The following is a 12,545-nucleotide window of genomic DNA, read 5'->3' as shown; positions in this document are numbered from 1 at the left end:
CATGCCGGCCCAGGTGAAGGCATTCGTCGACTTTGCGACGGAATACATGGCAACGGTGCTCAAGCGCGGCAACGAGCAAGTTAGTGCGTATGCAGTTCGCCTGATGCCGTCCCGTTGGACCTTCCATTGGTGCACAAGGGCGATCCGGCCACGCATATCAGAACCGATTCTCCGCCACGGTGGAGCTACGCCGCCAGGCCGGTTCCGACGATTCGAGCTGTGGTCTATCGTCCGGGCATGTGCGTTGCGCTTGGCAGCTTGGAATGTTTTTTGGCAGTTCCTCTCTTGTTCGAATGCGTCAAGGACTGACCGGTAAATCCGAATCTGTCGCGTGAGGTCCATATGAGATTGTCCACTCCTGGAATGACGGTAGGAGCAAGACGGTACGGTGCCGCCGCGACGACGGCGTTGGCTTTTTTGGGCGCATATGCCGGCGGGATCGACCGCAAGGTCGCTCTGGATCAGAGCGGCATATGGAACCGCAACGTTCAGTTCGGACTCGAATATGCCGTGATCGCCACGACGGTGGGCGGATCTCTGTGGCTGGGGAACGACAACGAACTGGGCCATACCTTCTGGCAAACGGCCGACGCTACCGCGATATCGGCGGTCGCTGCACAAGGCATGAGGTACGCATTCGGTCGCCAGCGGCCCAATGCTGGCCAGGGGCCTAACCAATGGTTCAGCGGCGGACGGAGTTTTCCAAGTGGCGAGGTCACCCTTCAGGCGAGTTTCGTGACGCCGTTCATCGTCAACTATGGTCGGCGTGACCCGTGGGTATGGGGACTGGAATTGTTGTCGCTCTACGATTCGATTGCACGCGTGAAAAGCCAGGCACATTTGGCAGACTGACGTTCTCGCTGGCTGGGCGCCCGGCGCGGCGGCCGGACACCTGAGCACGACACGGCAGACACCCTTGTTCGTCCGGATTCTCCCGCACGGTTTTACAGTTGGCTTTGCGAAGCGGTTTTGGCCCGGGCTGTCAATCGGACGAGTGGTGTGCATGTGAAGGTGCGGCCGCAAGTGGCTGTTATGGCCCTTGAAGCTGCCGGTTAGCCGACTCGTGTTCAGCCGTCCGTTGCGGGTCGACGGACGTTCATGGCGCTCTGTTGATCCTGGTTTACGAACTGGTTGCGATGACGTAGGAAATGCGCTCGGCAGCTGTGTCGTTGCGATAACTTTCTGACTCAACACACTCCTTATTCGACTAGACTCCTATCATGAAACCGCGCCTCACTTTCTGCTCCGCTTCGGCGCCGGTAATGGACAGGCTTTCGGGACGCGTTGAGCCGGCGGCAAAACCGAGTGGCTCACAACGATCAACTGACCGATGCCGATCGCCCTTCTCGGATCGACTGTTCCTGTCCGTCAGATGGCCACGACCCTTGATGCGCTACTACGTCGGGCTATGATAGTCCACATCGGCGCCGCAGAGATCTACGTCGTCCAGTTCCTGGCCGAGCCCCTGCTGGGAGGCAAGCCCGGATGAACGTCTCGCGTCCTCGCGGTACGTATTGCCTGAAGGCAGCCGCCCGCTGCGCGCCGCTGTTGGTTGCCGCTGGCTTCGCCGCGGCAACCCCATTACCAACGCCGCCGTGCGGAACACCGCCGGTGCCGGCCTACGCGTCGCTGGGCGCGCAACCTGCGATGACGATCCTGCGCGCCGGGGAGCTCGATACGGGCGTGTGGCGCCCGTCCGCGTGCACCGGATGGCCTGCCGCGTCCCGCTCACGGGTTGTCGTTGCGGTCGCTGGGTTGGTCCGCGTCGGCGACGGTCCCGAGACGCTGTTGGGACGTGCCGGGGCGGTCTCCACCCTGCGCACCGTGCGCTATTGGTCCACGACGGACAAGAAGTGGCGTCCCTTGTTCCTGGATGCCGCAGCGCTGTCCGCCGAGGGCGGGGAGCGGCGGGGGGATTTCCGCCCATCCGAACTGCAAGCCGGTGGAACCTATTACTACTGGGTGGACGACAGCCGCTCCGGACCTTTGGTGTACCGGGTGCGGGTGCTGGAGCATAGTCCGCACCGGGTGGCGCTGGCCGAGGAAAACGTGTCGCCGGTCCGAGCGTTCGGACTGATGCTGTTTCAGCCGGCTGCGCTGCAGACGGTGGTGTTCGCACAGCGCCAGACCAACGACGTATGGGGCCTGTACATTCTTGTGCGTATCGACCAGCAAGCCAGCAGTTTCATGGCGAGCGGGCACGAGGCCTCTACGGCGAACCGGGCGCTGGCACTGTTCCGGCACTTGGCCGGCATCCCGACCGACGCCGATCCACCGGCCGTGCGATGACTTGGGTCGTAAGGGCGTGATCTGACGCGGACAATCCCTTCGTCGATACCTCAATCTCCTGCGGCGCTTCGCGCGCGGACGCTTGCGGGCGCGTTGTACGGCCTCGCGTTTCGCAGTGTTGTTCGTCTTAATGGAAAACCGTCAGTGGGAATTCAATAATTCGATTTATGGGAACTGAGTTCCCCACGTCCGACTACGAGCCGGTTCGCGCCAAAGGGGGCGTATCGACCGCTGTTCTCTCCGTGTGGCAACACCCGGCGACGATACGTCAATGGCGCGTCGCGTCGCCGGGACGATGAGGCGTTCGGACGTCGGTTGCTGCCGCGCCCGTCGCGACGCGCGATGGGTCAGTATCAATGCAAGGTCAATGGCGGCGAACAAGTCGTCGAACAATCCTTTGATTTCACACAGGCAGATTAGATCGGTTACGAGAGCCTGATTGAAGGTGGGAGCGCGACTTGTCCGACACGCGCTGGTGCGAAAGCGCCGGCGCAATAGAAACTGCGCCTGCGTGCCCTGTCTTTTCTTCCCTCGACCCGGCTCAGCGGACGCTCATCACCTGGAGTCCGGCCTCCGCTGCCTGCGGGCCTTTCGTGTGAACGACATAGAACCGGTTTAGCGACGGAATATAGATTGAAGTCTTGCCGCCAAGGGTATCGACGTGTTGCTCGATCACGTAATTGTCCGGACCGGCCTCCTTGACGACATCCAGGCCTGCGGCACCGGTTACGTACAGGCGGCGATGCTGCGGATCGAAAGTCATGTCGTCAGAGATGTTGACGATGCCGAGAGTCTGAATGACAGATCCGTCACTCGCGTCCAGGACAAACAGCTTGCCAGGGTTGCGCGATCCAATGAACAGGCGGCCCGACTTCGGGTCGAACGCCATCGCCGAATTTCGCCCAGGCCCGGGGACATGCCATATATTCGTCAGCTTGCGCGTGTTGAGATCAATCACGCCGACTTCATTTTTGTCGCGCATGTTCACGAACAGACGCTGCGTAGCGTGGTCGATGACCATGGCTTTCAGTTGTCCCGCAGGAACGTCGATCCTTCCGACGACAGCGTCATTGGCAAGCGAGATCATGCTGATGTACGCACTGTCACGACGTGATTGCGCCCCTCCGTTGCCGACATAGAAGATGCCGCTTTTTCTATCTGCTACGCCAGAATCCGGCTCGGGCTCGAGCGGGATAACTTTGTCGACCCTGAAACTTGTAGTGTCGACAACCCTGACGTTCGAATCGCCCGCATCAGCGATGAGCAGTTTCTTGCCACCGTTCGCCAGCAGTATCTTGTGAGGAGACTTTGCAACTGTCTTCACGCTTGCAAGATGCTCGCCGTTCGGCAGTTGGAAAACTTCGATGGATCGGTATTTTTCGGCTGGCACGTATAGACGAGCCCGGGATAGATCCGCCGCGAAGTGATCGAAGTCACCTCCGGTGACTTGTGGCAGCGGCGTGGTCGAGAGAACCGTCAACGGTGCGTTCAATGGAATTTTGGCAATGGCGGTGGAGGCAACGCAACAGCAAGCAAGAGCAAGTAGACGGATGGTGGTCTGCTTGGGTTGGTGGTCAGGTGAGGGACGTGGAAGGAAAAAGTCCATCCTAGCCCCGAGGCCGCGACTACATAGTGACGAGTAGATTACCGAAATGAAATCGACTGGGCGCCGCTTCGAATGTCCTTCACAAGTGGCCGGTGCAATAACCGGAATTGTGCGGTCGGATTACGAATCGGAACTCCGCATATCCATAGGTTGCCGGAGAGATATGCCGTTGACGTACCCGTAGAAATAAATGTTCGGGATCACACGCGGATTGTAGGGCGGCGACCCATTTCACTGGCTAGTACCATTGAGACCGAGTTCTGCAAGATCGAGTCCATTGACGAACACATCGATGACGATCACCCGCAGCGGCTGCCGTTGGTATCGCCGCTCGTTGCCCGGAAAGTCGTCTCCGTGGTGACTGTTGGTATGGGTGAACCGGCGTCGATCAGACCATACAGCGTGACGCTGCTTTGTGCATGGGCGGCTTCCGCCGCAAAACACAACGCACTGAGTAAAACCAAAGACTTATTTTTCAATCAAGTTCCCCGAGGCGGGAAAAGTTATCGTCTGGGGTTGGGCGACAGTGGTGATGTCAGGAACGCGATTGCGAATGAGTCGGCCGAATCGTTTCGGACGGGCCGCGGAAGCCAAACAGTTGTCATGCCATCCCTGTTTGAACCCTTTGGCGCAACAGACAAAGATTTACCCAGATAACGACAGTCTCGATTTCCGTGAAATCGGGCCCACCCATGGTAAGCGTCGCAATGGTCATAAGGCGGCCGCGCTTCACCAATTCAGAATTGCTGTTTTTTGGCTTATCGTGGAGACGCAAATGCCATAAACGGATACGCGTGCAGAGGCAGCAGGTTCTGATCTCGAGACAATTGCCGACGAACAACGTTCGTTGGTCGTGTGCAACATGTGTTGTTCAAGCGCTTCAAAGTACGTCGATCTATTTGTTTTGTGCTATTGGCAATCTGCATCCGGAACTTCGTAGATGACAAAAAAGTAATCTTGCCGTCAGCATCTCGGTACGCATTGGTCGCCCACAATGTCTGCGAGTTTAGGAAGCGTCGAAGAAATGGACACCCCTCTCATGCACTTCTATTCCCGCCTGTTCTCCCCCTGTTCATTCCGGTAGAGGACCAATCATGCGAATTCTTCTTGTGGAATCGATCGAGCAGCTTGCACGGCGGTTGGCGTCGTCTCGCTCACGAGCGTCCAAGCCAGCGGGTTCGGTCGACGTACTGACCATGCGAGCCGTACTTGCCCATGTGGCGTGCTGCTAAACAGTTCACCTCATCCATGAGCGCCGGCCTCGACGCTTGGATCTGGCGGGGCAGTTCACGGCCGGCGAGCGTCTGTTCTTCGAGAAGGTGTCCGTCCGCGTGGAATCACAGAGGGTGGTGCCGGCCAGTGGTTTCGCTTGTCGGGCCGCACCGAAACGTGCTGAGGGCTGAAAAGTGGTCAATCCTGGATTCCTATGCTGTCAGATGCACATTCACATTGTGAACAACCGTACTCAGAATCAAACCTTAAAAGAACCTTTGTCAGGCCTGCCGGATCCATAACGGTGCTGTAGCCTGTTGGACGGCTTCAGGGAACCCGTGGCCAGCTATGTTGGCAACTAATTTCAAATTGTCAGGGCAAGCACTGCGATGAGCCACGCTCTTAGAGCAGCACGAGGTCCTGCTGGCGGGCACGCAACCATGGCTTCCGTTGCCTTCGTACCGCCGCGTTGCTCCGGGGATCCTTTACGTGGCGTGTGCCGGAGAACACGATGAACCTGTTGGCATCGATACGAATCTTCACCAGAGTTGCGGCGTGTCTGAATTTCGCCGAAGCCGCGAAGCAATTGGGTATCTCCAATTCGGTCGTTACGCGTAGTCTCGCCACGCTTGAGGAGCACCTGGGCGTACGGTTGGTCAACCGCACGACAAGGCGTGTATCGTTGACGGACACAGGACGGCTATATCGCGAGCGCTGCATCGAGTTGCTCAGGCAACTCGATGCCATGGATGAATGCATTGCGTTTGCAGCTGAACAGCCACCCCGTTCGCTGAGGATCGCTGCGTCGTCGCTTTACGCGACGACGGATCTTCCGGAGGTGCTGGCTTCTTATCGCGCCCTGGAACCTCGCATACGTTTTGAGCTGACCGTATTCGACACGATGAACGATGTCGTGGCTAACGAGTTCGACGTCTGCTTCAGTTCGGAACGTCGCTTACGGGACTCGTCACTGGTCTGCCGACCGCTCGCACAAACACGCGACATCATTGTCGCCAGCCCACACTATTTAGCGCGGTGTCCGGCGCCGCGCACGCCGGCCGATCTTGCCCTGCATGGCGTGCTCGTTGCGTCGGATGCGCCGAGCCGGTACTGGGAATTTCGGGACGCTCATGGCACGCAGCGCATCGTGGTCGACCCGATCATGAACGTGCAGAGCCCGCAGGTCGTCAAGCGCGCAGTGCAGGCGGGACTCGGAATAGCCCGTCTATCACGTTCGTTTGTACGCGATGAACTTGCCAACGGCAGCTTGCTGGAGCTGCTCGACGATTCGCCGCTATGTGGAGACGAACGTACTGTCTGGCTCCTGTATTCAGGTCAGCGGCACATGGCCATCGCCCTGCGCAGCTTTGTTGATTTCGTGGTGGAACACTATCGTCAGAGACCTGCGGTAAGCAAGCTGAAGAACGACTTGTGCGTCGACAACACGCCACAGCAAACGAGCAATACTGAATTGCTGAGCGCGCGGATTTTGTAGGTCCTAAAGTGCGAACACCTGACGCCGGGCGCCTCCCCATGTCGCGATTCCGACGACGCGCCGGCAAGGTCTACTCACACACACGGAACCACGTTCATGAAAAAGATTCTGATTGCTTCGCTTGTCAACGGGGCACTCGGCTGTACCCTGGCGCCGGTCGCTGCGGTGGCGCAAAGCAGCGTCACCCTGTACGGGCTGATCGATGAAGGCGTGAATTACACCAGCAATACTGGCGGGCACTCGAACGTTCAAATGCAAAGCGGCTTTGCGCAAGGCAGCCGATGGGGCCTGAAGGGGGCGGACGATCTGGGCAGTGGCACCAAGGCGATCTTCCAGTTGGAGAATGGGTTCGACGTCAATTCCGGAAAGCTGGACCAGAGCGGCCGGATGTTCGGGCGTCAGGCGTATGTCGGCCTGAGTTCGCAACAGTTGGGGACATTGACGATGGGTCGCCAGTACGATTCTGTGGTCGACTATCTGGCGCCGCTCACGGCAAATGGTAGCTGGGCCGGCTACATGCTCTCGCATCCGTACGATAACGACAATACTGACAATTCATTCCGCCTGAACAATAGCGTGAAGTATACGAGCAACACCTACGGCGGCATCACGTTTGGTGGCCTATACGGTTTTAGCAATCAGGCGGGAGGCTTCGCGAACAATCGCTCGTACAGCTTCGGCGCGCAATACGTGGGGGCAGCGGTAACAGTGGCGGCTGCCTATATGCAGATCAACAATCCGGGTGGTACGGCGGGAGGTTCGCTTTCAACCGACGACACTGACTTCTTCGCTGGGCGACAGCAAGTGTGGGGCGCGGGGCTCAACTACAGGATGGGACCGACGACGCTTGGTGCCGTGTACAGCCACACAACGCTCAACAACGCAACGGGTTCGGTTTATGTGGGCAGCTTCGCAAATGCCGCCAGCAGTCTGAAGTTCGACAACTTCGAGGTCAACGCCAAATACCAGTTCACGAAGGCTGCCTATGTCGGCGCAATGTACAACTACACGATCGCCCACTTCAACAGCAATGCGGGAGACTCGAAGCCGAAGTACCACCAGTTCGGCCTGATGGTGGACTACACCCTGTCGACTCGTACGGACGTGTACGCGCAAGGCATGTATCTGCACGCCTCGGGTGGCGGTCCGGTTGCGGCGCCGCTGAATACCGCATACATCACTGGTGCTGATGCACCCTCCTCGAGCGCGAATCAGGCTCTCGCACGTGTCGGTATCCGGCACACGTTCTGAGCGCTTCCGGTTTTGACCATCGGACGGCGTTCCGTCCGATGAGATAGAGCACCGCATTCGCATGGTTTACCAATCAGTTCGACGTCGATTCCGAACTGACGTCTACCGGGTTGGCACGTTTCGTGAAGCGTGCGCCATCAGTACGGCGCTGGATTGCGTAGATCTCGCGATTGCGTGCAACAGCTTGTGCCGACGGCGGGTAATCGCTTTTTGGTGCCGGCACGAGGCCCTCTGCTTCGGCCTCGACGAGTTGCGACTGCACTTCGGCGCGCGTCAGCTCATGTGGGGACGTCTGGGCGAAAGCATTGGCGCCGAACGACAGACCGAGTACGGTGACAGCAAAAGCGGTAAGCAGTTTCATGGTGAATCTCCGGTGAGTGAGGAGCGGGTGGCTTGAGCCACGTTTCCTATTCTCCTGATACCAGCTGTCCGCTCACTGACCCCCAGATTACCGTTTTGTTAACCGAAGGAATCAGGCAGTCCATCTGTATTGCCGTGTGAATTGGCAGCGCCCTCGGGCGCACTCTTCGACTTCCATATCGTTCGCGCACCATTGAAAATTTTTTATCTTCGCGCGAGGAGGCAGCTAGGGTGAAATGTCTAATATTTTTGTTCAAATAGCTGCTGCACGCATCCGGGGCCGCCACAGCCTCGTCCGCATCAGTCATTCCCAGCTGTGTCGCCATCGCACCGCGCGGTGTGCAGCCCGGCAGTTTGCGCCAGTCGCAGGTAGGTTCGTCTCGGCTACCGCGCTTGTGTCCAGACCGTGCCTGGTTCTAGTTGCCGGCAAGTTTCTCACGTCCAGCGGATGGTCGCCGCCGCAGGGTCAACAAGGCATCACAGTGCCGCCATTGACCTTAGGCGACAGCCATCCCTTATGGGACCCGACAGCACGTCGACAACGCACCCATCGAATCATTCTAGTGTTCTGTCCCAGAAATAACTTTGCAAATAACTATGTTGTCCTATGATCGAGTGATGTTGAGCGGAGACGATCATGGGACGCAAGGGAATCGAGGTCGTGGTCTCGGAACTGGAGCGGGAGCAATTGCTGTCGATGAGTCGGTCGCGCTCGCTACCTCACTCTCTGGTCCGTAGGGCAAAGATTGTCTTGATGGTCGCCGACGGCCAAACCACAAATGAAATTGCGTTGCTTTGCGAAGTGACGCCGCCGGCGATCACGCAGTTGAAAAAGCGGTTTGTCGCGCAGGGGCTGGCAGGTCTGCATGACGAAGCGCGGCCGGGGCGACCGCGCGAGCATGACGATGAGGCCGTGGCGGAACTCCTTGCGAAGGTGCTCCACGAGAAGCCAGATGAGGCTGCGCACTGGAGCGTGCGTTCTGCTGCTGCGCAAACGGGTATCTCGAAGAGCTCGGTGGCGCGATATCTGTCGCTATTCGGTGTGCAGCCTCATCGATCGAAGAGCTTTAAGCTTTCTACGGATCCATACTTCGTCGAAAAGGTCCGCGATATTGTCGGGCTGTATCTGAACCCGCCGACCAACGCCTTGGTGCTGTGTGTCGATGAGAAGACCCAGTGCCAGGCGCTCGAGCGTACGCAGCCTGTGTTGCCCATGGGTCTGGGCTACCTGGAGGGCGTTACGCACGACTACATACGGCATGGCACAACAACCTTGTTTGCTGCGCTCAATGCGGCGACCGGCGAAGTCATCACGCAATGCAAGTCACATCATCGACATCAGGAATTTCTGGCTTTCCTGAATCACGTTAATCAGGCAGTTCCGGAAGAACTTGAGGTTCATCTCATCGTCGATAACTATGCAACGCACAAGCACCCGAAAGTCAAGGCGTGGCTCGCAAGGCACTCGCGCTATCACATGCACTTCACTCCAACGCACTCGAGCTGGATCAATCAGGTAGAGCGCTGGTTTGGACTGATCACGCAGCAGGCCATCCGGCTCTCAGCATCGACCGCTATGTAGAGCAGTACAACCAGCACAAACGTCCGTTCGTCTGGACGGCAACCGCAGATTCCATCCTTCGGAAAGTAGCTCGGCTATGCAAAGTTATTTCTGGGATAGAACACTAGGGCTCACTGAAAAATGAACTCGTCTATCGTCACAAGTTCGCGACCCGCAATCAGGCCCAGAAAGAAATCACGGAATACATCGAGATCTTTTATAACCGGCAGCGCACACAGGAGCGTTTGGATTATCTGTCGCGGGCCGCTTTCACGCAGCGATTTCACTTGAGTAAAATCGCTGCTTAACCGTTGGCGTCCACGGATTCCGACCGACCTCACTGCGGTGAAGGGCAACTCCGCGGCTGACGCTGGCGTCAATTGCTTTCCGAAACGTAGCCGATGCCTCGCACGGTCCGAATCAACGTCGACCCCAGCTTCCTGCGCAGACTACAAATGTGAACTTCTATCGCGTTGCTCTCAACCGCTTGTTGCCAGCCATACAGGACTTCCTCGAGCTTGGAGCGCGACTGCGGGATCCCCGGATTTGAGACGAGTTGAATCAGTACCGCCAGTTCGCGAGAGGATAATGGAATGTGCACGCCGTCCAGCAATACCCGTTGCTCTACAGGGTTGATCGTCAAATTACCGTGACGGATCGTGTTGACGCCACGACACTGCGAGCGACGCACCAGCGCCCGAGACCGAGCAACTAGTTCAATGAGCTCAAATGGCTTGCTGATGCAATCGTCCGCGCCCGCCTCCAAAGTGCAAACTCGATCGGCCACAGCACTCCTCGCCGTGAGCGCTATAATCGGAACTTGTTGACCTGATGAGCGAAGCCGCCATAGCAGATCCATGCCTGAGTGCTTAGGCACATCCAGATCCAGAATCATCAATGTATAAGCGGTGGTCGTTGCAGCCAGATAGGCTTCGCGTCCATTGTGCGCCCAGTCGACTAAAAACCCTGCTTGCCGCAGCCCTGCGCCAATACAGCTTCCGGCCAGATCGTCGTTTTCCGCTAGCAATGTCCGCATAGATAATATGCTTCGTCCGTTCGAAAGTTGCAGGATAGGTTAATCCGACGCCGCCGCAAGCATGCCCGCCGACGTGCTTACAGGATGGCATATGAGCACGGGCTCGCTCTGGCGTTACGGTTCATGCCGGAGACCGCCACCGACGGTATGTCCGACGCCTAAGACTGATGCCACGTCGATATAAATCGACAGTCTCGCTCGCCATAGTCTCTACCGTGAAATTGCTGTCAGTTTTGATGCGCCCGGCCAGTCCGAAGCGCGCGCGCAACGGAGCGTCGTCGATCAGGCGTGTGAGAGCGCCGCGCAGTGCCTCGATGTCGTGTGGTGGCACCAGTAAGCCGTTCACGCCTGAGTCGATCAACTCGGGCACACCGTCCACATGTGTGCCGATCACTGGCAGACCCATCGCCATTGCTTCGATGAACGCCTGACCGAGCGCCTCCTGGTGGGTCGGCAGCACGAACAGATCGCAACCGCGCAACACGTTGTTGATGTCCTTGCGAAAGCCCAGCAAATGAATGCGATGGGATAACCCGAGACCGCCAATAATCGACCTGAGTTTGTCGAACTCTCCGCCCTCGCCAGCGATGACGAGATGCAGATGTGGTCGGTCGCTCATCAATGGTTTTACCGCCGCGATCAAGTCCTGGTGGCCCTTGTTCCCGCGCAGCATCGCCACGATTCCAGCGATGACTGTCTCAGGGTCAAGTCCGAGTTCGTCGCGCAGCGTCGAATGGGCAAGTGGCTCCGGCTTAACGATGCCGTCATATATCGTCTCGACCCGGCTTTCCTGCATCCCGGCGGAAATCAGATAGTTGCGCACGTAATGACTGACCGCGACGACGCAATGCGGGATCCAGTTGTATGTCGCAAGCGACGTAATGGGCAGCGCCAGATGCCGCGTCCGGACAATGAGTGGCGTCCCCGCAAGACGCCCCGCCATGCCTGCGATCAGGCTGTCATGACCGCTATGCGTATTCAGCACATCAAAGTGACCCCGGTCAAGAAGTAGCCGGATTGTCCGCATGGAGAGCACGTCTGCGCCGCCGCGCATGCGCGCGTGATGCACCGTAAAGCCTTCGGCTTTTAAACGGATCCCGATCGTGGCGTCCTCAGGACAAACGAGCTGTACGTCGTGACCCAGCGCACGCAGCGCGATCATCTCCTTGAGGGTACGGACTTCCTGTCCGCCCCAACCCCGAGATGACTCGCTATGGAGAACTCTTAATGCTTTCATGCGCGGACTGCCTCCTCACAACCATGTTTACCGTCGCACAGTCGACCCCGTAACGATTGGCAATATTAAATTCTGACTTCGCCGCTCAACGCTCAAGCATCGTGTTGAAAGCCCTATGGGAAGACCCGGATCGTTATCGGGCCTAGAATGGGTCAGATAGCGCCACGCATAGTCGAGCCAAGCAATAATATCTGTTTTCTTAAGAAGGTTTGGCTGCCAACGTATATTGACGGACGCAATGGCCGAATGAACGGCCGCGACCACGGGAAAGGCGCGTTAGCTGTTTTCCAGTTGCACGGTGCACTCACCCTGCAAACCTGTTCTGCCAAAAGATTCGCGCATCACCGTTTGCTTCCCGGATTCAACCGCCCTGCAGATCGAGCTTTCGAGCCAATCTTAAGAGATGCTTAAGCGCTTGCCAAAAGGGCAAAAAATATACTTCTCAAGCCTTACATACTAAGGCCGTTAACCGAACGCAGTACAAATGTTTTTCTATCG

Annotated in this window: 9 protein-coding genes and 2 pseudogenes; 6 read left to right on the top strand and 5 right to left on the bottom strand. The window is 57.7% G+C overall.

Annotated features, from left to right (window positions below; translation table 11 throughout):
* Window positions 1-342: 342 nt before the first annotated feature.
* Together B0G81_RS37870 and B0G81_RS37865 are read left to right on the top strand one after the other, a co-directional pair.
* Entirely contained in the window at window positions 343-852 is a 510-nt protein-coding gene (locus tag B0G81_RS37870) for a phosphatase PAP2 family protein (protein ID WP_243856824.1), read from the top strand.
* 633 nt (window positions 853-1,485) lie between these two features.
* Window positions 1,486-2,289, top strand: a complete 804-nt coding sequence (locus B0G81_RS37865) for a DUF6675 family protein (RefSeq protein WP_134143356.1) — start codon at window positions 1,486-1,488, stop codon at window positions 2,287-2,289.
* 541 nt (window positions 2,290-2,830) lie between these two features.
* Here B0G81_RS37865 and B0G81_RS37860 read toward each other — a convergent pair.
* Entirely contained in the window at window positions 2,831-3,895 is a 1,065-nt protein-coding gene (locus B0G81_RS37860; protein WP_134143355.1) for a hypothetical protein, read from the bottom strand.
* Window positions 3,896-4,194: 299 nt separating this feature from the next.
* Window positions 4,195-4,374: a porin gene (locus B0G81_RS37855; protein WP_134143354.1), complete on the bottom strand. Its 180-nt coding sequence runs from the start codon at window positions 4,372-4,374 to the stop codon at window positions 4,195-4,197.
* Between the two features lie 1,244 nt (window positions 4,375-5,618).
* Between B0G81_RS37855 and B0G81_RS37850 the strand changes: the two genes are divergently transcribed.
* Window positions 5,619-6,602, top strand: a complete 984-nt coding sequence (locus tag B0G81_RS37850; RefSeq protein WP_134143353.1) for a LysR family transcriptional regulator — start codon at window positions 5,619-5,621, stop codon at window positions 6,600-6,602.
* A gap of 96 nt (window positions 6,603-6,698) precedes the next feature.
* Window positions 6,699-7,853, top strand: coding sequence for a porin (locus B0G81_RS37845; protein ID WP_134143352.1), 1,155 nt, complete (start codon window positions 6,699-6,701; stop codon window positions 7,851-7,853).
* A gap of 73 nt (window positions 7,854-7,926) precedes the next feature.
* Here the strand turns inward: B0G81_RS37845 and B0G81_RS37840 are convergent, their stop codons facing one another.
* Window positions 7,927-8,214 carry a DUF4148 domain-containing protein gene (locus B0G81_RS37840; RefSeq protein WP_134143351.1) on the bottom strand — a complete coding sequence of 96 codons (288 nt, stop codon included), beginning with the start codon at window positions 8,212-8,214 and terminating at the stop codon, window positions 7,927-7,929.
* Window positions 8,215-8,850: 636 nt separating this feature from the next.
* On the opposite strand from B0G81_RS37840, the pseudogene B0G81_RS37835 reads away from it, so the two are divergent.
* A pseudogene (locus B0G81_RS37835) lies at window positions 8,851-9,902 on the top strand (IS630 family transposase).
* A pseudogene (locus tag B0G81_RS37830) lies at window positions 9,903-10,082 on the top strand (IS3 family transposase); the annotation flags it as partial. It lies immediately after the preceding pseudogene.
* 68 nt (window positions 10,083-10,150) lie between these two features.
* Here B0G81_RS37830 and B0G81_RS37825 read toward each other — a convergent pair.
* Window positions 10,151-10,810 carry a response regulator transcription factor gene (locus B0G81_RS37825; protein ID WP_134143350.1) on the bottom strand — a complete coding sequence of 220 codons (660 nt, stop codon included), beginning with the start codon at window positions 10,808-10,810 and terminating at the stop codon, window positions 10,151-10,153.
* A 121-nt stretch (window positions 10,811-10,931) separates the two neighbouring features.
* Window positions 10,932-12,047: a glycosyltransferase family 4 protein gene (locus B0G81_RS37820; protein WP_134143349.1), complete on the bottom strand. Its 1,116-nt coding sequence runs from the start codon at window positions 12,045-12,047 to the stop codon at window positions 10,932-10,934.
* Between the last annotated feature and the right edge of the window lie 498 nt (window positions 12,048-12,545).

The sequence above is a fragment of the Paraburkholderia sp. BL6665CI2N2 genome (assembly GCF_004366535.1).
Classification (GTDB): domain Bacteria; phylum Pseudomonadota; class Gammaproteobacteria; order Burkholderiales; family Burkholderiaceae; genus Paraburkholderia.
Note: the sequence above shows the minus strand (reverse complement) of the source record. Positions and strands in the feature narration are given on the sequence as shown.